18 protein-coding genes are annotated in these 19,841 nt (G+C 52.9%); 13 read left to right on the top strand and 5 right to left on the bottom strand.

All coding sequences use genetic code 11. The annotated features are described in order from the left end of the window. Nucleotides 1–73: 73 nt before the first annotated feature. Genes ygfZ through nadB form a run of 4 tightly spaced genes read right to left on the bottom strand, consistent with a single transcriptional unit; the run spans nucleotide 74 to nucleotide 3,450 of the window. Nucleotides 74–1,084 carry a CAF17-like 4Fe-4S cluster assembly/insertion protein YgfZ gene (gene ygfZ / locus KO508_RS17770; RefSeq protein ID WP_216009599.1) on the bottom strand — a complete coding sequence of 337 codons (1,011 nt, stop codon included), beginning with the start codon at nucleotides 1,082–1,084 and terminating at the stop codon, nucleotides 74–76. A gap of 21 nt (nucleotides 1,085–1,105) precedes the next feature. Further along, complete coding sequence (locus tag KO508_RS17765) at nucleotides 1,106–1,567, bottom strand: hypothetical protein (RefSeq protein WP_216009598.1); 462 nt, start codon at nucleotides 1,565–1,567, stop codon at nucleotides 1,106–1,108. Then, entirely contained in the window at nucleotides 1,551–1,823 is a 273-nt protein-coding gene (locus tag KO508_RS17760; RefSeq protein ID WP_216009597.1) for a succinate dehydrogenase assembly factor 2, read from the bottom strand. Before KO508_RS17760 ends, KO508_RS17765 begins: the two co-directional genes overlap by 17 nt. Nucleotides 1,824–1,845: 22 nt before the next feature. After that, on the bottom strand, nucleotides 1,846–3,450 hold the full coding sequence (nadB, locus tag KO508_RS17755; RefSeq protein ID WP_216009596.1) for an L-aspartate oxidase: 1,605 nt from the start codon (nucleotides 3,448–3,450) through the stop codon (nucleotides 1,846–1,848). A gap of 135 nt (nucleotides 3,451–3,585) precedes the next feature. On the opposite strand from nadB, the gene rpoE reads away from it, so the two are divergent. From rpoE to pdxJ, 13 genes are all read left to right on the top strand, one after another. Then, nucleotides 3,586–4,272 carry an RNA polymerase sigma factor RpoE gene (gene rpoE, locus KO508_RS17750; protein ID WP_216009595.1) on the top strand — a complete coding sequence of 229 codons (687 nt, stop codon included), beginning with the start codon at nucleotides 3,586–3,588 and terminating at the stop codon, nucleotides 4,270–4,272. A 15-nt stretch (nucleotides 4,273–4,287) separates the two neighbouring features. After that, on the top strand, nucleotides 4,288–4,863 hold the full coding sequence (locus KO508_RS17745; RefSeq protein ID WP_216009594.1) for a sigma-E factor negative regulatory protein: 576 nt from the start codon (nucleotides 4,288–4,290) through the stop codon (nucleotides 4,861–4,863). A gap of 21 nt (nucleotides 4,864–4,884) precedes the next feature. Beyond that, nucleotides 4,885–5,916, top strand: a complete 1,032-nt coding sequence (locus KO508_RS17740) for a MucB/RseB C-terminal domain-containing protein (RefSeq protein WP_216009593.1) — start codon at nucleotides 4,885–4,887, stop codon at nucleotides 5,914–5,916. Then, nucleotides 5,913–6,380 (top strand): SoxR reducing system RseC family protein, encoded by a 468-nt coding sequence (locus tag KO508_RS17735; protein ID WP_216009592.1) that lies wholly within the window; start codon nucleotides 5,913–5,915, stop codon nucleotides 6,378–6,380. Before KO508_RS17740 ends, KO508_RS17735 begins: the two co-directional genes overlap by 4 nt. A gap of 93 nt (nucleotides 6,381–6,473) precedes the next feature. Continuing rightward, on the top strand, nucleotides 6,474–7,874 hold the full coding sequence (locus KO508_RS17730; protein WP_216009811.1) for a DegQ family serine endoprotease: 1,401 nt from the start codon (nucleotides 6,474–6,476) through the stop codon (nucleotides 7,872–7,874). Nucleotides 7,875–8,012: 138 nt separating this feature from the next. Beyond that, nucleotides 8,013–10,601: a bifunctional diguanylate cyclase/phosphodiesterase gene (locus KO508_RS17725; protein ID WP_252738179.1), complete on the top strand. Its 2,589-nt coding sequence runs from the start codon at nucleotides 8,013–8,015 to the stop codon at nucleotides 10,599–10,601. Nucleotides 10,602–10,707: 106 nt separating this feature from the next. Continuing rightward, nucleotides 10,708–12,510, top strand: a complete 1,803-nt coding sequence (gene lepA, locus KO508_RS17720) for a translation elongation factor 4 (RefSeq protein ID WP_216009591.1) — start codon at nucleotides 10,708–10,710, stop codon at nucleotides 12,508–12,510. An 11-nt stretch (nucleotides 12,511–12,521) separates the two neighbouring features. Next, a complete protein-coding gene (gene lepB / locus KO508_RS17715; protein WP_216009590.1) occupies nucleotides 12,522–13,298 on the top strand; it encodes a signal peptidase I in 777 nt (258 codons plus the stop codon). A gap of 27 nt (nucleotides 13,299–13,325) precedes the next feature. Next, on the top strand, nucleotides 13,326–13,715 hold the full coding sequence (locus KO508_RS17710; RefSeq protein ID WP_216009589.1) for a DUF4845 domain-containing protein: 390 nt from the start codon (nucleotides 13,326–13,328) through the stop codon (nucleotides 13,713–13,715). Continuing rightward, nucleotides 13,712–14,401, top strand: coding sequence for a ribonuclease III (gene rnc / locus KO508_RS17705; protein ID WP_216009588.1), 690 nt, complete (start codon nucleotides 13,712–13,714; stop codon nucleotides 14,399–14,401). Before KO508_RS17710 ends, rnc begins: the two co-directional genes overlap by 4 nt. After that, nucleotides 14,401–15,318: a GTPase Era gene (gene era, locus KO508_RS17700; RefSeq protein WP_216009587.1), complete on the top strand. Its 918-nt coding sequence runs from the start codon at nucleotides 14,401–14,403 to the stop codon at nucleotides 15,316–15,318. The genes rnc and era overlap by 1 nt, the downstream gene beginning before the upstream one ends. Nucleotides 15,319–15,350: 32 nt before the next feature. After that, nucleotides 15,351–16,076 (top strand): DNA repair protein RecO, encoded by a 726-nt coding sequence (gene recO, locus KO508_RS17695; protein ID WP_216009586.1) that lies wholly within the window; start codon nucleotides 15,351–15,353, stop codon nucleotides 16,074–16,076. A gap of 11 nt (nucleotides 16,077–16,087) precedes the next feature. Beyond that, nucleotides 16,088–16,825 (top strand): pyridoxine 5'-phosphate synthase, encoded by a 738-nt coding sequence (gene pdxJ / locus KO508_RS17690; RefSeq protein ID WP_216009585.1) that lies wholly within the window; start codon nucleotides 16,088–16,090, stop codon nucleotides 16,823–16,825. Here pdxJ and KO508_RS17685 read toward each other — a convergent pair. Further along, a complete protein-coding gene (locus tag KO508_RS17685) occupies nucleotides 16,807–19,680 on the bottom strand; it encodes an ATP-binding protein (protein WP_216009584.1) in 2,874 nt (957 codons plus the stop codon). The genes pdxJ and KO508_RS17685 overlap by 19 nt on opposite strands. Nucleotides 19,681–19,841 lie beyond the last annotated feature (161 nt).

Raw genomic sequence — 19,841 nt, 5'->3', positions numbered from 1 at the left:
GTTCATCGGGCTCCTCGAAGATCAGAATTATAAACTCTATTTATAGCAAACTCTTGCGGGTTTTCCTGTCAACTTATGTATCCTTTGGTTCGGTGTCCTCACGTTCGCTTACGGTGTAGGGCAGCGGTTGTTGCTCCAGCAAAGTCTCTGGCAGGCCGTTCGCAGTTAGTTCGTCGTTTGCGGCATCGTGTCTGATCACCGCAAGTAATTCGCAAGAACCATCATTGAAGCCGACCGCGTTAATCACCTCGCCCACTGAGCGTTCGCCCGCCATAACGGAGGTGCCTGGTGCAGGGATGCAGTTGGTTGTAGCGGCGCGAAACCGAAATAGGCTTTTTTTGAGTTGCCCGAGAAAGTGCATTCGAGCGATGACTTCTTGGCCGGTGTAACAGCCTTTCTTAAAATGCATGCCGCCAAGATGTTGCCAATTGAGCATCTGCGGCACATAGGATTCGCTGGTGGCCGTGCTCAACATTGGAACGCCTGCGGCAATTTCCGAAGCTTGCCAGTCGGCTAGAGTTTTCTGTGGGATGCTCTCCAGAGCAAGGTCGTTTGCACTGGTTTGCCAGAGTTCAAAACGCGGCAGCCCCTCAGCGGTACTTTCTGTCCGAATTAAAAACCCTGAGTCCAGCTCCAGAGTATCTCCAGAGGACGTCAGGGTGTTCACGTTTTCTCCAGCAAGAATCGATGTAGTCTCATTGCCTAGCAGTCCAATGATCTGGGCCTCTGTTTGCAGCTCCATGGAGGTGCCACGAAAGAGCATCAAGTATTTGCGCAGGTGGGTCATGATGGATTCTGCGAGTTCGGATGGCAGGTCCATTAGAATGTCTTCGCCATCGCGGACTAAGCGCGTCAGGCAGTAGGCCCGGCCTTTAGGTGTGGCACCTGCGGCGCGAGGTGATTTGCCGGTTTTGACGTCGTCAAGACTTTGGCTGAGCTGGCCTTGCAGAAATTTATCTGTTCCCGGCCCGGCGATACGAATCAGAACGCGATTGGTTAGCAAGGCGCGACCGTAAGCGGTGGGTGGAAACTCCGCGGATGTGTATGCAGCCGAGGCTGAAACAGGTGCTTCTGTGCCAGTCATTGGAGAACTCCGGGCAAAATGTTATTCAGAGGGTTGCTGAGCGCGGCCAAGTCGGAGCCACATTCTCAGGCGACGAAACTGATCTTCGGGTAGGTTACCAGTTATCCGTGTGGTGGAGAGTAACACTACCGAATATGCGGTATATTTGGAGGCGGCAGGCTTGAGTTTCAAGAGCGCCATCTTGGAGTTCATGCGGCTCGAAGGGCAGGCGCTCACCGCGAGAACTTGCCCATTGCCGAGGCGTGCGTAGAGAGTATTTTGATTTTGGCTCAAACCCACAACCGCCGATGGTCCAGCCAATAGCCCATTTAGTCGGTATTGAACTAGAGCGCCCGCTAGAGTTAGCGGCACCAGCCCGTACATCCAGTGTTTACCGGCAGCACCTGCAATCAGTAAGAACGCGCTTGCGGCTAGCCACGGTGCTGCAGCTAGGCAGCCAACAGCACCACAGCGTGTTAGCTTCAGATCAATCTGGCTGGACACGGGTAAGAATAATATCAACGATGCGCTGCAGGTCGGCATCGTCTGGACGGGCACGCTGCATGAACCATTCGAACATGTCGGCGTCTTCACAGGCTAGGAGTTTTTTGTAGCGTTCCTGATCTGCCGCATCCAGATCCAGATAGGCTTCCTCCAGAAATGGAATCAGTAGGACATCCAATTCCAGCATGCCGCGACGGCTGTGCCACCAGAGGCGTTTGAACTCCGGGTTTTCTGAAGAACGGTGGGTGTCTTGCATAGTTGCTCTCTTGGTCATCCCTTTACGGCGAAGGGGTTCTGTAGGTCGTTGGTATCAGTACGGTATCGCGGGCTTCGTGCAGTAGTCCCGGATAATCCAGTGTGTAGTGCAGGCCGCGGCTTTCTTTTCGCTGCAATGCTGAGCAAATAATTAAGTCAGACACTGTGACCAAATTTCTCAGTTCCAGTAGGTCGTTGGTTACTCGGTAGTTGCTATAAAATTCGCTGATTTCGGCGGCCAGTAGATCAACTCGGTGCTTCGCCCGTTGAAGGCGCTTGGTGGTGCGCACTATGCCTACGTAATCCCACATAAAATGACGCAGTTCGTCCCAGTTGTGTGAGATCACAACGTCTTCGTCGGAATCCCGAACCTGGCTTTCGTCCCATGCAGGAGCGTCTGGCGGAGGTGGAATGTCTGCTTCCCGGCGTGTTATATCGGCGGCAGCGGCTCGGCCATATACCAGACATTCCAGTAACGAATTGCTGGCCATTCGGTTGGCGCCATGGAGCCCGGTAAATCCAGCTTCCCCGACCACGTAGAGCTGGTTAATGTCGGTTCGCGCGCGCTCATCGCTGACAACGCCACCACAAGTATAGTGCGCGGCTGGCACCACGGGAATAGGCTCGCGGGTAATGTCGATGCCAAATTCCAGACATTTCTCGTAAATGGTGGGGAAGTGATGCCGGATGAACTCAGCTGATTTATGGCTTATATCAAGATACAGATGGTCGGCACCCAACCGTTTCATTTCATGGTCGATGGCTCTGGCCACTATATCCCGAGGTGCCAATTCTCCACGCTTATCAAAACGATCCATGAAGCGGGAGCCATCGGGCAGTTTCAATAGCCCACCTTCACCTCGAACGGCTTCGGTAATAAGGAATGACTTTGCGTGGGGGTGGTACAGGCAGGTTGGGTGAAACTGGTTAAATTCCATGTCAGCCACGCGACAGCCTGCACGCCAGGCCATAGCGATGCCGTCTCCGGAGGCACCGTCTGGATTGGTGGTGTACCGGTACGCCTTGGATGCGCCGCCGGTTGCGATCACAGTGAAGCGCGCTCTAAAAAGCTCCACATGGTTGTCTTCAAGGTTCAGTATGTAAGCCCCAACGCAACGATTGCCCGGTAAGGCCAGTTTACGGTTGGTAATCAAATCGACCGCAACGCGCCCCGATCTGAGTTCAATGTTTGGTCTGGCTTGCGCTTGGGCTGTGAGTGTTGTGGATACAGCGTACCCGGTGGCATCGGCCGCGTGGATAATGCGTCTATGGCTATGGCCACCTTCACGGGTAAGGTGGAGTTGGGCGTCTGTGTCCCGGGTAAAGTTAACTCCTGTGCCGATAAGCCATTTAATGCTTTCCTTGCTGTTCTCTACCGTAAAGCGCACGGCCTTTTCGTTACAAAGCCCGCCGCCTGCCGCAAGTGTGTCTTGCACATGGTTCTCGGTAGAGTCTTGGTCATCCAGAACGGCGGCTATCCCCCCCTGAGCCCAGAGTGTTGCGCCGCTGCTAATGTCGGCTTTGCTGACAACGCATATTTTTAAGTGCTCTGGCAGATTCAGTGCAACGGTTAAGCCGGCAGCTCCGCTACCAATAATAAGTACGTCGTATTCATAGGACTGTGGCATCGGGTCGTTATCGCAGGCCATAATGTGGGTGTGTATTGAACTAAACTTTACGCTTGCTGTCTATTTGGCCTGATGGATGACAGGCCTTTAATGGCTGGGTCGTCGTTTCCTAACCACGGGCGCCAGACAGTGAGTATGAACCATCAGAAACTCGTATCGGCCGGTAAACTGGCCACCAAACCGGAGCGTACTGGCATATCGTCCATGGCACCCGATAACGAAAAAAAACAGGCTGATCAGCCAGACAGTCAAACCGATCTTCAGCTCGTTCGCAAAGTTCGGAACGGTGATCGCGCAGCGTTTGATCTCTTGGTTGTGAAATACCAGTCAAGGGTGGCCTCGATCATCAGTCGTTATGTTTACGACAGTCAGGAAGTCATGGACCTTACTCAAGAGGCGTTCATCAAGGCATATCGTGCCATTGACCGCTTTCGTGGTGATAGTGCTTTTTATACCTGGCTTTACCGGATTGCGGTGAACACTGCGAAAAATCATCTTGAGTCTCGCAGCCGAAGGCCTCAGGGCACGGCTGATTCTGCCGAAGCAGAGAACTTTGACGGCGGGCGGCGCTTACGCGATGTGGCCTCGCCAGAGCGTTTGCTGCAACGGGACCAGTTGCAGAAAGAGCTCAGTAATGCCATTGCCAACTTGCCGGAAGAGCTGCGGTCAGCCTTCCTTCTGCGGGAGTACGACGGCCTCAGTTATGAGGACATAGCGCGGATTCTCGAGTGCCCCATTGGCACTGTACGTTCGCGTATTTTTCGGGCCAGAGATGCTGTTGACAAGCATCTAGGGCCCTTGCTCAATCATTCGATGACGTAATTGAAGGTGCATCCTATGGATGATCGTCTCAGAGAAACATTGTCTGCCATGATGGATGATGAGGCCGACGAACTGTCGGTTCGACGTTTGTTATCCCATGAAAATCAAGCAGATGTGTGTGCCCAGTGGCAGCGGTGGCAAGGTGTGCATGATTTGATGCACCGAGGCCACTCCCCGGCTGAGGGTATCGATGTAAGTGCTGCGGTGCGTGAGGAGCTGGATGGCCGGGTAAAATCGCAAGCGCCTGAGGTTCCCCGGTATCGAGAGTCGCGATGGCCGTGGCAATGGCCTGCGGCGGTTGCAATGGTGGCAACCGCGCTGCTAGTTGGCTTCGGCGCTGGCACAGGCTGGGATTCCGGTGCAGCATCGCCTGCAGATGCGATGGCATCAAACTCTGTTACGGCAACGCCTGTAATTGAAAAAGTAGACGAGGTTGACCCGGTTCAGGAAGTTGCTTTGCAGGGTCTTGATGAGAAACAGTGGGAACACATGAGCCGATACCTGCTGGAGCATGCCCAACATAATAGTGTGGGCGCCGGGCAGGGTTCGGTGGGCTATGCCCGCCTTGTTAGCGCAAGCGGCGGCTACTGACTGTAAGCAATGAAGGTGTCCATGAGCAAAGCTCGTTATTTGGGCCTGAGCCCTACCGGATTGACATTACGCGGGTTTCTGGCGCTTTTGTTGGCGATGTTTCTGCCAGCACATGCAGCTGCTGTTGAGAAAACAGCAGCCGACTGGCTTGAACAGTTGGGGCCAGCCCTCAATATGACATCTTACCGAGGTGTGTTCGTATATGCCCGCGGGGCCAGCGTTCACTCTATGCAGATTGCGCATCGCTATCACAATGGCATTGTTGAGGAGCGTTTGGTACTGCAGGATGGCGGCAGTGGTGAGATTGTGCGCCGGGATATGAATGTAGTCTGTGTGCTCCCTGAGCAGGGCAAGGTGCATCTAGAGCAGATTATTCCATCGGGGCCATTTGCGGAAGCTTTCACCAGCAAGCTGGTTCCGGTTAGTCGTTGGTACAGTGCGGAATTAAAGGGTGAAGACCGAATTTCAGGCTATGACGTGGTTACAATCGGGCTAACCGCCAAAGATCGGCATAGATACAGTCACAACCTATGGCTGGAAAAATCTACCGGGCTTTTGGTAAAAAGCCATGTGCGTACAGCAGGTGGTGAGGTGCTGGAGCACTTCCAGTTCACCAGTTTGGAAATTACGGACGACATTCTAGACAGTGAGTTACAGATTCGCACTAAGGGCCGCGAGATTTCCCGTACTTTGGGTGGTAAAAACACAGAGGAAGAGTATTCGAAAACGCCGCGTATGCTCGGGTGGCATCTAGGTTGGCGCCCGGAAGGGTTTGAGCCTGCTGCCGCACCGAGATCCGGAAAAGGACGGGCGGTTGCATTTTCGGATGGGCTGGCGGCATTTTCTGTATTTGTCGAACCAGCCGGTAAAGTTACTATGCCCACCGGAGCTTCGCGGGTAGGGGCTACAACCATTTACATGCGACAGCTTGAGAGCGGCGATAGGGTGTTTCTGGTAACCGTGGTGGGCGAGTTGCCACCTGCGTCAGCGCGTCAGGTGGCCGAATCTGTGCGAATTGATGAAGCTTTTGTACTGGGTGCCAGAGAGCCGTGATCACCGAAACCGGAAGAGTCGTTGCTGTTACAGGTGAGCATGCTTGGGTCCAGACCATCCGTACCAGTGCTTGCCAGAGCTGTTCGGCACGCAATGGATGCGGGCAGAAAGTTTTGGCGTCAGCCACCGGCGGGCGCGCCAATCAGGTTCGGGTTGTTAATTCTGTAAACGCCTGCGTGGGTGAAGACGTAACTCTTGGTATTGATGAAAGCGCACTCCTCGGTGCGTCGCTACTAGTGTATGCGCTCCCGTTGCTGCTCATGGTGGTGGCCAGCATGGTTGGTCACCAACTTTCTGGTGGCAGCGATGCTTTTGCTATGGCCGGCGCTGCTGCCGGGCTTGCATCAGGCTTTTTAATCAGCCGAAAATTACAGCGCCGGAATGCCGGCAGCTATGAACCCAGACTGCTTCGGGTTAACCGTATCCCGGCCGGAGTGGTTTCTCATTCAGACTCGCTAACATGACTAACAGGGGATCCTGATATGCTGAGACTAGCACCAGCCATTACCCGGTTTTCCCCGGCATCACTCACTCAGAGGGTGCCGGCTTCTGTGCTGATGATGCTGCTTGCGATTTTTCTTTTGGCTTGGAGTCAGGCAAGTTTGGCGCGGGGCCTGCCAGACTTCACCGGACTGGTTGAAGAAAATGCAGACGCAGTAGTCAATATAAGCACCACCAGTGCAGCATCAACCGGGAATACACGTTTCCACGGTTTGCCTTTTGATGAGCGACAGCTCGACCAGCTGCCGGAGTTTTTTCAAGAATTCTTTCGTGGGCCTCAATCGCCTTTTGGCGGAGCGCCGGGTAGCTCCCAGCCCCGTCGTTCTATGGGTTCGGGGTTCATTGTGTCGGCTGATGGTTACGTACTGACGAATAATCATGTGGTTGAAGGTGCGGACGAGATTATCGTTCGGCTCAACGATCGACGTGAGTTGCCTGCCACTCTGGTCGGTACAGATCCTCGCTCGGACATGGCTGTGCTGAAACTAGAAAACGGCGACGATTTGCCTGTTGTTAAAACAGGGCGCTCCAAAAACCTCAAAGTGGGTGAGTGGGTGTTCGCCATAGGGTCGCCGTTTGGTTTTGATTATACCGTTACAGCAGGCATCGTCAGTGCGTTGGGGCGATCACTTCCATCGGAAAACTATGTGCCCTTCATCCAGACAGACGTAGCGATCAACCCTGGAAACTCCGGTGGTCCGCTGTTTAATCTGGACGGTGAAGTTGTTGGTATTAACTCACAGATCTATACCCGCTCTGGCGGCTTCATGGGTGTCTCGTTTGCCATTCCTATAGATGACGCCATGAGCGTATTTCGCCAGATTCGTGATAAAGGTTCAGTTTCCCGAGGTTGGTTGGGTGTGCTGATTCAAGAGGTGAATCGGGATTTGGCTGAGTCGTTTGGCCTCAAGCGCCCAAGGGGTGCGTTGATCGCAGAAGTGATGGACGGCTCGCCAGCTCAGGCAGGCGGATTGCAGTCTGGAGACATTGTTCTTGAGTACGATGGTGAAGACATTCATTTGTCGTCAGATCTTCCACCAATGGTTGGCCGCACGCCAGTAGGGGAGTCCGCTCGCTTGACCGTTCTTCGCAGTGGAAAAGAGATTGCGCTGGATGTGGAAATCGGCCAGCTGCCGGATGAGCGCGGGTCGCAACAAGCGGCACCCACAAGTGATAACTCGTCTACAGCGCCTCTCGGGCTTACCGTTGAGCCATTGGCCCCGGATTTGGCCGATTCCATCGGAGTATCCGGCGGTGTTGTAGTGACCGGCGTTGGCAGGGGGCCAGCTTACAATGCGGGCATTCGTTCGAGGGACGTTATCACCGAAATTAACAGGAAGGCCGTATCCTCAGTCGAGGACTTCCGCAAAGTTGTCAGAAGCTTGCCGGAAGGACGGGCGGTCTCCGTTCGCGTAGTGCGTCAGGGGCGGGCAATTTATCTGGTAATGAAGCCCTAACAGCGTTACCCGATAAGCCACTGGCAATAATAAAAAAGCCTTCAGGCCTGATGTTAAAAACGACAGGTCTGGAGGCTTTTGTTATAATGTCCCGCGCCAAAACTAGAGCTGCCACGGAACGGATCAGGTTAAAGCATTATGAATAGAAAGGATCTCCCCCTCCTGCAGCTTCTTAAACTCCGCAGTTCCTGGCTTGCCTGGCTACTTCTTGTCGTGGCAGTCGCCCTAACCGCTGCGTCCTGGCAATTTTCCATACGTCTGGTGGAAGATCGCACCGAAGCCAGATTCCGAACCCAGTCGTTGCAACTCAAAACAGCCATCGAGGAGCGTTTGCTCAATTACGAGCAGGTTCTAGCTGGCAGTGCTGGTCTCTTTGCAGTTGCCGGGAAAGTTTCCCGCGAACAGTGGCGGGAGTATGTACAAAAAGTAGATATAGACCGGTATTACCCGGGCATTCAGGGCATAGGTTTTGTCGAGCGCATTGAAGTGCGTGACATGGCAGAGCATATCGCGCTGGTGCGAGAAGAAGGTGTGCACAAATATTTGGTAAAGCCGCTTGGCACTGGACCCTTCTACTATCCTATGGTGTATCTGGAGCCGGGTACCGAGAGAAACTTGCGAGCACTTGGCTATGATGCTTTCAGCGATCCGGTGCACCGTAAGGCCATGGAAAAGTCACGGGATAACGCCATTCCGACGGTAACGGCCAAGGTGGTTCTGGTGCAAGAAGAGCTGGCGGAAGACCAGGCCAGCTTCCTTATGTATTACCCGGTTTACCAAGGTGGAGACGTTCCCGAAATCCGGGCTGAACGCCGCATGATGTTGGCTGGCTTTGTGTTCAGCGCCTTCCGCATGAACAACCTTCTTGATGGCATCATTGGCTTAATTTCACCGTTTCTTGATGTTCGCATCTATGACAACGGCGTGAGCGCCCGCGAAAACCTTATGTACGGTTCTAATCTGGGGTCGCTCGATAATGAATTCAGCTTTGAAATGAGCCAAACCGTCAGCCACGGTGGGCGAGACTGGCTGCTACAAACTCGTTCCACCCCGGCTTTTGATTATCTGGCGTCAGATCCGCGCCCGCTCATTGTGCTTGGAAGTGGTGCGGTCATAAGCCTACTGCTGTTTGTCATCGCTCTGGTGCTAATCCGCTCCCGCCTCATGGCGCAAATCAGCGAAGGGCGCTATCGCGCTATCACGGAAGGTGCCGCCAACGTCACTCTGGTTATGGACGAAGCGGTGCAGTCGCCGGGTAAGCAAATGCCGGTTATTCTGGCGCGTATTTGCGACGCACAAGACAACTGGCGCAACATGGAGGGCACCTATACCGACATGCTTGCAGTGCCTGGGGTTGAGGGCGTTGTGCTTAGCTTGCGTGATTTGACCCAGCTTAAAGCGGCTCAGTCTGAGCTGCACAGACTGGCGTTTTACGACCCGCTTACCGGATTGGCTAACCGCCAGTTGTTCCGGGATCGCTTAAACAATGTGGTGCGCCGAAGCCGAAGGAGTGGCGAACCTGCTGCCTTGATGTTTCTGGACCTTGATGGTTTTAAACGCATTAACGATACCCTTGGTCATGATGCGGGTGACGAGCTCTTGCAGCAAGTTGCTAAATGGCTTGAGGGCTGTGTTCGTGAAGAAGATTCGGTAGCTCGCCTTGGCGGTGATGAGTTTGTTGTACTGTTGTCACAAATCAGTGGAACAGAAGCTGCGGGTAAAGTTGCAGACATCATATTGCGCCGATTGTGCCAGCGGGTGCGTTTGAACGACCATGAAGTGGGTATTACGGTCAGCATCGGCATCACCATGATTCCCCATGATAGCGAAGACCCGGGAACCCTGATGAAGTTTGCGGACCTCGCTATGTACCGCGCGAAAGAGATGGGCCGGAACACCTACCAGTTCTTTACGCCCGCCATGAACATCAAAGCTGCACGCCGTTTGTTGCAACAGGAGGAGTTGGCCAGTGCGCTGGAGGAGGAGCGCTTTGTCTTGCACTACCAGCCCAAGATTGATTTGGCTAGTGAGCGGGTTATTGGTGTTGAAGCTTTCTTGCGCTGGCACCACCCGGAGAAAGGGCTGGTGTCGGCCCAGCAGTTTATCGGTTTGGCTGAAGAAACCGGACTGATTGTACGTTTGGGTGAAGTAGCCTTGCGCCAGGCTTGTATTCAGGTTCAGGCGTTGGAAAGGGCCGGTTTTGAATCCCTGAAAATGGCGGTTAACCTATCCGTCACGCAAGTAACCGATTCCCACTTCCTTGATATGGTTCGGCAGGTAATTACCGAGACCGGTGTTTCCCCGGAAAAGCTAGAACTGGAAATGCCGGTTGAACTGCTGAACGAAGACCCAAGAATGGTGCGCGAGTTGCTTTTATCACTCAACGATCTTGGTATTTGTCTTATTCTGGACGATTTCGGGGCTGGTTCCTGCTCCTTGGTGGCGCTGCAGCAGTTACCTCTTGATGTCATAAAGATTGATCACCGTTTTATTCGTGATATTCCGTACAATGTTAGTGCAACCGATGTGGCGTCTGCTGTGATTGCGCTCGCGCAACAGCTCCATCTTACTGTTGTGGCGGAAGGCGTAGAGACGCCGCAGCAATTGAGCTTCCTGAAATCCGCCGGATGCACACAGTGCCAGGGTAACTTGTTCAGTTATCCGCTGGAAGAAGATGCCCTGATTGGTTTCCTGATTCGACAATATGAACGGCCGCTTATTTCCTGATCATGGCAATGGCGGTCGGTAACCGGTAAAATCACGCCGGTCCCGGATTCAGGTATTGGCCTCTCCGGGCTCAATCCTTCGTCTTTATTATGAGTATTCATTGTCTGTGACTGAACTGAGCCGAATCCGTAACTTCTCCATTATCGCCCACATTGACCATGGCAAATCCACCCTTGCTGACCGCTTTATCCAAATATGCGGCGGCCTAACCAAAAGGGAAATGGCCGAGCAGGTTTTGGATTCCATGGACCTTGAGCGGGAGCGAGGCATTACCATCAAAGCCCAAAGCGTCACGCTGAGCTACACGGCACGGGATGGCGAAGTCTACAAGCTGAACCTTATAGATACTCCGGGGCACGTTGATTTTTCTTACGAAGTGTCACGCTCCCTCTACGCCTGTGAGGGCGCGCTATTAGTGGTAGACGCCGGTCAGGGCGTCGAGGCACAGTCTGTTGCCAACTGCTATACAGCCATTGAACAGGGGCTGGAAGTTGTACCTGTTTTGAACAAAATGGACCTGCCGCAGGCGGAACCGGAGCGGGTTGCGGCTGAAATTGAAGACATCATTGGGATTGATGCCACGGATGCGGTTCGTTGTTCTGCCAAGAGTGGTATGGGCGTTGAAGATGTTCTGGAAGACCTCATTAAGAAGATCCCACCACCTCAGGGCGATCGTTCGGCGCCCTTGCAAGCTTTGATCATCGATTCCTGGTTCGATAACTATCTGGGCGTAGTTTCTCTCGTCCGGGTGACTCAGGGCGTTATGAAGAAAGGCGACAAGATTGTTCTCAAGTCGACTGGCAGGGCATGGAATGCCGATAAAGTAGGGATTTTTAAGCCCAAACCCTACGATACCAACATTCTGGAAGCGGGCGATGTTGGCTTTGTGGTTGCCGGTATCAAAGATATTCACGGCGCGCCTGTGGGCGATACCATAGTGCACCACAAGTTTGCCGAAGAAACCCCCATGCTGCCCGGATTCAAGAAGGTTCAGCCGCAGGTATATGCCGGCCTGTTCCCGGTGAGTGCGGACGACTACAACGATTTCCGAGATGCGCTCGAAAAGCTAACCCTGAACGACGCCTCTCTATTTTACGAGCCTGAGAGTTCCGATGCCCTTGGTTTCGGCTTCCGGTGTGGTTTCCTTGGCATGTTGCACATGGAAATTATTCAGGAGCGTCTGGAGCGCGAATACGATATTAACCTGATTACGACGGCGCCTACGGTTATCTACGAGGTGTTGACGAAGCAGGGCGAGACATTGTCGGTGGACAGCCCGTCAAAGTTGCCGGATATTGGCTCCATCGAGGAAATGCGCGAGCCCATCGTTGAAGCGAATATTCTGGTACCTCAAGAGCACTTGGGTAACGTTATTGCTCTATGTGAAGAGAAGCGTGGCGTTCAGAAAAACATGCACTTTACCACCAATCAGGTGCAGCTGACTTATGAGTTGCCCATGGCCGAAGTTGTGCTGGATTTCTTTGACCGCGTTAAGTCCGCCAGCCGTGGTTTTGCTTCGTTGGACTACCATTTCGTCCGCTTTCAGCAGGCGAATCTGGTGCGTCTTGATGTGCTAATCAACGGTGAGCGTGTGGATGCATTGGCGCTGATTGTTCATAAAGACCAGTCCCACTATAAGGGGCGTCAGCTCATTGAAAAAATGAAAGAGCTGATTCCTCGGCAGATGTTCGATATTGCTATTCAGGCCGCCATCGGCAATCAGGTAGTGTCCAGAGTCAGTGTTAAAGCACTGCGGAAAAACGTAACGGCAAAATGTTACGGCGGTGATGTTAGCCGAAAGAAAAAGCTGCTCCAAAAGCAGAAAGAAGGCAAAAAGCGCATGAAACAGGTTGGCAATGTTGAGGTGCCTCAGGAAGCCTTCCTTGCCGTACTGAAAGTCGATAATTAGAAGGGACTTTGATGGATATTGATTTTCCACTGGTACTGGTCGTCCTGACATTTGCATCGGGGCTAATCTGGCTGGCAGACATATTGTTTTTGCGTAAGCGCCGCCTTGCAGTGTCTTCTGACAGCACTGCCGAGGAAGACCTACCCAAAGAGCCGTATTTGGTTGATCTCAGCCGCTCGTTTTTCCCGGTACTGGCGATTGTGCTTATACTCAGGTCATTTCTGGTGGAGCCCTTCCAGATTCCTTCGGGTTCTATGCTGCCAACACTGGAGGTTGGTGATTTTATTCTGGTTAATAAGTACGCCTATGGCCTACGCCTGCCCGTCGCTGGAAGCAAAGTTGTGAGCATAGGGGACCCGGAACGGGGTGATGTTATGGTGTTCCGCTATCCCGAAGACGGCAAAACCAACTACATCAAGCGTGTGATTGGCTTGCCCGGTGATACTGTGCGCTATCGCGATAAGCAGTTGTTTATCAACGGTGAAAAAATCGAGAGCGAGTTTGTCGTGCGCCTGCCGCCGGTAGAAGTGCGCCGGGAAGATTTGGGCACAGTAGAGCACGATATTTTTCACACAATGGGGCGCTCAGGCGCACCGGGTGAAGGGGAATGGCGAATACCGGAAGGTGAATACTTCGTGATGGGCGATAATCGCGATAACAGTAACGACAGCCGGTATTGGGGCACGGTTCCCGATGAATTGATTGTGGGCAAAGCCTTTGCGATCTGGATGCACTGGGAATCTTTTACCAGTTTGCCATCCTTTAAGCGTGTGGGCGGTATTGAGTAATTTTGACCATTTTGGAGTTTAATTGTAATGAAGAAAAATAATCTCTCCGCCATGGGGCGTCAAGGCGGTGCTTCGGCGCTTGTTATTCTGATTATGGTTCTGTTTTTCGGGGGTATTCTTTCGTTGGCAATCAAGGTTGGGCCAGCGTACATGGACGACCTTACTATTCAGGAAGCGCTTGAAAACTTGGATGGCACGGAAGGCTTGTCGCGGATGGGGCCAGCCCAAATTCGTTCCCTGATCAACAAGAGCCTAAGTGTGAATAATATTCGCAGCCTTGAGGCCAAAGATATTGTGGTTGAAAAAGACGGCGAGCTTGTTTTGATCACCGTGGATTATGAAGTACGTAATAACCTTGTCCGCAATATGGATGTCATTGTTCACTTCCAACACAAATACGAGTTGAAGGGTAAGTGAGTTCGCAACCAGATCTGGATCAGTTACAACGGCGCATTGGTTATCGGTTCAAGTCGCCCGAGCGTCTTTTGCTGGCGCTGACGCACCGAAGTTATGGCAATCAGAACAATGAGCGACTGGAGTTTCTTGGCGACTCTATCGTTAACATGGTGATTGCAGAGTACTTGTTCCTGAATTTTGATAAAGCCCGGGAAGGCCAATTGAGCCGTTTGCGCGCTCGCATGGTGAAAGGTGTAACTCTAGCCGAGATTGGTCGGGAGTTCGACCTGGGAAGCTATTTGCGGTTGGGGTCCGGCGAGCTGAAAAGCGGCGGCTTTCGTCGCGATTCCATTCTTGCAGATGCGGTGGAATCTGTCATTGGTGCTATTTACCTCGATAGCGATTTCCTCACTTGCCGGGATCAGGTTCTGCGTTGGTTCGAGCTACGCCTTAAACAGCTCGACCTTCAGGATACCCAAAAAGATCCAAAGACCCGATTGCAGGAGTATCTACAGTCACGCCAGTTCCCGTTGCCCAGATACGATGTGGTATCTGTGGATGGAGAAGCTCATAAACAGACATTTCACGTATCCTGTGTGTTGCCTTCGCTTGAGCGCAAAACCAGCGGCGTTGGCAGTAGCCGCCGTATTGCGGAACAGGAAGCAGCCCGTAGTGCGCTGAAGCAACTCGGCGTGGAGACACCCTGATGAACGATATTACCCGCCCGGAAAATCCTGACAGCCGCTGTGGTTTCGTCGCGATAGTTGGCCGCCCCAATGTCGGCAAATCAACCTTGTTGAACCATATTTTGGGGCAAAAGCTGAGCATTACCTCCCGCAAGCCTCAAACCACGCGCCACAAGGTGCTGGGAATTAAAACCGAGGGCTTGGATCAAGCGATCTATGTGGATACACCCGGGATGCACGTGGAAGAGCCAAGAGCCCTGAACCGCTATATGAACAAAGCGGCTACGTCGGCGCTTTCCGGAGTGGATGTGGTGGTGTTTGTAGTGGACCAGTTGGCTTGGACCACCGCCGACGAGATGGTGCTGGAAAAACTGAGCAAACTTGATTGCCCGGTTATTCTGGCGGTTAACAAAGTGGACCGGATTGAAAACCGGGAAAACCTGCTGCCGCACCTAGACATGCTGTCCAGAAAGCGGGAATTTGCGGAAATCATCCCCATCTCTGCCTTAAAGGAAACCAACCTGGAACCGCTAGAAGAAGCGGTGGGTCGTTTTCTGCCCGAGAGCGTACACTTCTATCCCGACGATCAGATTACCGATCGCAGTGAGCGCTTTATGGCGTCGGAAATGGTGCGAGAAAAGATCACGCGACAACTTGGCGCTGAGCTACCCTACTCGGTGGCAGTAGAAATCGAAGAGTTCAAACACGATGGCAAAACGCTGCATATATCGGCGTTGATTCTTGTGGAGCGTGAAGGCCAGAAGAAAATCATGATTGGCGATAAAGGCGACAGGCTCCGCACTATTGGGCAGGAAGCCCGGGCCGACATGGAGCGTATGTTCGACAGTAAGGTTATGCTGAAGTTGTGGGTGAAGGTAAAGCGTGGTTGGGCTGACAGTGATCGGGCATTGAAGAGTCTGGGTATGAACGATCTCTAAACGTTGAGGCCGCTCTGCCACCTTGAGGCACTATGAGTAGAGAAGCACAGCAGCAGGAACCCGCGTATGTGATTCACCGCCGACCCTGGCGGGAAACCAGCCTCATGGTTGACCTTTTTACCCTGAATTACGGCCGCCTGAGCGTGATCGCCCGTGGTGCTGTTGGTAACAAGAGCCCGTTAAAGGCTCAGTTGCAGCCTTTTCAGCCATTGCTGCTGGGCTGGGTAGGGCGCGGCGATCTGAAAACGCTCACCGAAGTTGATGTACGTGAAGGCCCCTTACTGCATCGCACTGCCTCGCTTTATAGTGGCCTGTACCTCAATGAACTGATGCAAAGAATTTTGCCTCAGGCAGACCCCCATCCAACCCTTTTTGCCGCATACATTGAGGCGCTTGAGCAGCTTGCGCAGGCGTCGGATGTAGAGCCGGTTTTACGGAAGTTTGAGCAGGCATTTGCTGCAGCTCTGGGGTACGGTTTTTCATGGGATCTGGTGATGGATACTGGCGAGCCCGTCCATTCTGGGCAAACCTATTGCTATAACCCAGAACAAGGTATTGTTGCTAACGCTTCTCGTGGCGTGTGTTTGCAAAACCTGTCCGGGGAAACGCTGCTGGCCCTTGCCAGCGGGGATTATGAAAGTATCGCTAGCCGCCGGTTATCGAAGCGGGTTATGCGCGCACTAACGGATTACCTGTTGCAGGGCCGCCCGTTGAATAGCCGCAGCCTTTTTACTCATCACTCTGTTCGCTCATCCTAAGGGAGAACCACATGAATCCTAGAGTATTGCTTGGTGTCAATATTGATCATGTTGCCACGTTACGCGAGGCCCGGGGAACGCGTTACCCCGATCCGGTTCAGGCTGCACTGATTGCTGAAGAAGCTGGCGCCGACGGCATAACAATCCATCCAAGAGAAGATCGCCGCCACATTCAAGATCGTGATGTGCTGTTACTTAAAGAAGTGATGCAGACCAAAATGAATCTGGAAATGGCGGTTACAGATGCCATGCTGGAGTTTGCCGAAAAAGTTAAGCCTGAGTGTGTGTGTTTGGTGCCCGAAAAGCGCGAAGAGCTTACAACCGAAGGCGGCCTTGATGTTGATGGCCAAGAAGAACGTGTAGCGAATGCTTGTGAGCGCCTTGCTAAGCTGGGCGCGGAAGTTTCTCTATTTATAGATCCAGACCCGGTGCAGATTGATGCCGCTGTACGCTGCGGCGCCCCCGTGATTGAACTTCATACCGGCGAATACGCTGAGGCTGTTGGCGCCGAAGCTCAGGAGGAAGCCTTCAAAGTCCTAACCGATGCGGTGGCTTACGCTCGCAAAAAAGGGCTGGTTGTGAATGCGGGTCATGGATTGCATTATCACAATACTGAGCGAGTCGCAGCGATCCCGGGAATTAATGAGCTAAATATTGGCCATGCAATTATCGCTAGAGCCGTGTTTAGCGGTCTGAAAGAGGCAGTTCGGGATATGAAAGCAATTCTTGATCAGGCGTCAGCCTGCTGATGGTGCCCCCGGAACATCTGCTGCCAGTCGGTCTGTTCGCTCCAGATTTGCAGGCGTTCGATAGCAGAGGTTAACTGGTTTTTCTGCAACTCCATGTCCGGCGCTGAGCATTTAAGCGCCGTTTCCAAGTGATTTGCCGCGGACCGCAGCTCAGGAACGCCGCAGTAACGTGTGGCGCCATGCAGTTTGTGCACACACTCCAAAAGGTTCTCCAAGTCGCCGCTGGCCCAGAGTCGTTCAATATTGTCTAGATCTGTGGGCAATTGCTCCAGAAGCATGCTGAATAGCTCTTCTGCCAGATCCGTTTTACCCGCAGCCAGTTGGATACCCTCATCCACGCTAACGCAATCCCGCTGCATTTGTCGGGTAGAAGGCCTCAAGGTACGCCTTGTATCTCGCACCTCGGGGACCTGAATTCGACCTGTGCTGGTACTCCGGCACTGATAGCCAGTCCACTCGTGTATGGTGTCTGCCAACTGGACACTACTAATGGGTTTGGGCATGTAGCCGTCAAACCCCTGTCGGGCCAGCCGCTCTTGCTCATCAGCCAGCGCGTGTGCAGTGAGGGCAATGATGGCTGTTCTATGATTATTGCTTTTATCCATTTCACGAATGCGCGCGGCTGTTTCTACACCGTCCATTCCCGGCATCTGAAGATCCATAAACACCAGATCAAAGGCTTTATGTCGAGACTTGCTCAGGGCCTCAAACCCGCTTGAAGCTCCATCAGCGTCTATCTGATAATCCTGCAGCAGGGTCATAACCAGCTTTAGGTTGGCTTCATTGTCGTCCACAGCCAGCACCCGCGGTACATTAACGGGTGCAGGTAGGCGTGCAGTTTGGTCCTGATGGGCAATACCTTGTCCGGACGTATTAATGCCGTGCACCAGAAGCAGCAGTTCGTCATAGAGGGCATCGCGACATATAGGCTTGGTAAGATGGCCGCTGGCAAGCCCTGAAAGTGGAGTGTCGTGAATCTCCAAAGTTGGAGTGAGTAGCAGTGTGCGGCAATCCCGCTCGATTTCAATCGCTCGCACCAGTCCGCAGTATTGGCTTGAGTTGAGCAAGTGTCGAGTAATTCCGATAATGGCCACGGCATAGCCCAGCTGGCTTTTCTGGGCCTCTTCAATCTTCTCCTGCATAGCGCTGGGGCATGTAACACGATCAACCGTCATGCCCCAATCCCGCAATAGATGCTCAACCGCAAGGCCACAGGTTTTTTGGTGTTCCAGATATATGGCTCGTTCGCCTTTTAGAGCGTCCCGAGGGGCAACCGCCTCGCCACCAGAGGACAGTTCGGGTGTTAGGGTAAACCAGAAAGTGGAGCCTTTGCCGAGCTCGCTTTCCAAGCCAATCTCGCCTCCCATTTCTTCCACAAGGCGTTTGGAAATCGCCAATCCAAGACCGGTGCCGCCATACTGTCTGGCCGTAGAGGCATCCGCCTGGCTGAAGGCATTGAATAAAGACTGCTGCTGGGCTCTGGATAAGCCAACGCCAGAATCACTAATGCTCAGGCGCAGAGTAACTCGGTTACTTTCTTTATCTTCGTCTTCCAGACTGGCACGCAAAACCACCTCTCCGGTTTGGGTAAACTTGATGGCGTTGTTGACCAGGTTTGTAATTACCTGCTTTACCCTTAAAGGATCACCAGTGATGTTGTCTGGAACGTCGTTGTATACAAGAGGTACTAGGTCCAAATTTTTGCCGTGGGCAGCAGGTGCCAGCATCACCATTACCTCTTCCACAATATCTCGAAGCTGGAAGGGCACACGGTCCAAAATCAGCTTGCCTGCTTCAATTTTGGAGAAATCCAGAATGTCATTGATGATGGTGAGCAAGATTTCGGAAGATTTCCGTATGGTGCTCAAGTGATCCCTTTGTTGGCGCGGTATTGGGCTTTTGAGCAGCAGTTCTGTGAAACCGATGATGCCGTTGAGTGGTGTCCGGATTTCGTGGGACATATTGGCCAGAAACTCGGATTTTATGCGGCTGGCTTCCAGCGCTTCCTTGCGAGCGAAATCCAGTTCAATGTTCTGGATTTCAATGGTTTCCAGAGTCTCCCTTAGGTCTTCCGTGGCCTGGTCAATGTTCTGCTGCATTTCCGCCTGCGCTTTGCTTAGTTCTTCCGCCATGGCGTTCAGACCGGATTCAAGCTGCTCGAATTCGGGGCCGGCGTTGGTATGAATGCGGGTGTCGAGCTTGCCTTCCTTCAGCTTTGCAACGGCTTCGTTAAGTTCAAGCACCGGGCCGGTGAAAGCGCGGCTGAGCCGCAGCGCGATTAGAAGGCTGAAAAGAACACCACCGAGAACCAACAGCAGTGATATCAATAAGGCCTTGTAGGTCTCTTTTTCCGTGCGGATGTGAGACATTTCTACGGCTACCCACCCAAGCGGCTCTCGTTGTTTGAATGCAGACTGCCGGGCGTCCGGATCATGCATAGACTGAATCATCAAGTCTTGCAGGAAAACCGGGTTCACAAAACGGGTGCTGGCCTTGCGGGTAATCTGGCTGGCCTGCTCCTTCGCTAGCTCTTTGCTGTCGAGATTGTCGGAACTGTTTGGGCCGGTGTGCAGCAAGCGACGACGGTCGCTGTCAAAGAAGGTAATTGAGCGTACGTCCTGCTCCTCCAGTAGGGCATTGGAAAGACTGCTTAACAGGCTGCGATTCGCCGTAAACAAACCATACTCAGAGCCAGCCGCAAGCTGGCGGGACAGCGACTCGCCACGATCTTTTAGTAGGTTCTCAATGTTGTTGACCCAGCTGTAGGTAAAAAACAGCCCTAGTATCAAGGTAGTGATCAGGGTGGGCACCAGAGTGACCACCAGCACTTTTTTGCGAATGCCCCAACGTCGCATACCAATTTCCTGCAAATAACTTAACACCGCCTGTCGGAGCGGGTTACGTCCTTGTATTAGTAGTTCGTCCGGGCCGAAATAATATTCCGAGTCAGTGCCGGGCGAGCCGAAAAATACACCACTTATATAGCCGTCAGTCATGGTTTTAGCGAGAAGGTGTA

It is taken from the genome of Marinobacter salexigens (assembly GCF_018860765.1).
GTDB lineage: Bacteria > Pseudomonadota > Gammaproteobacteria > Pseudomonadales > Oleiphilaceae > Marinobacter > Marinobacter salexigens_A.
This window is presented reverse-complemented; position numbering and strand designations above follow the sequence as displayed.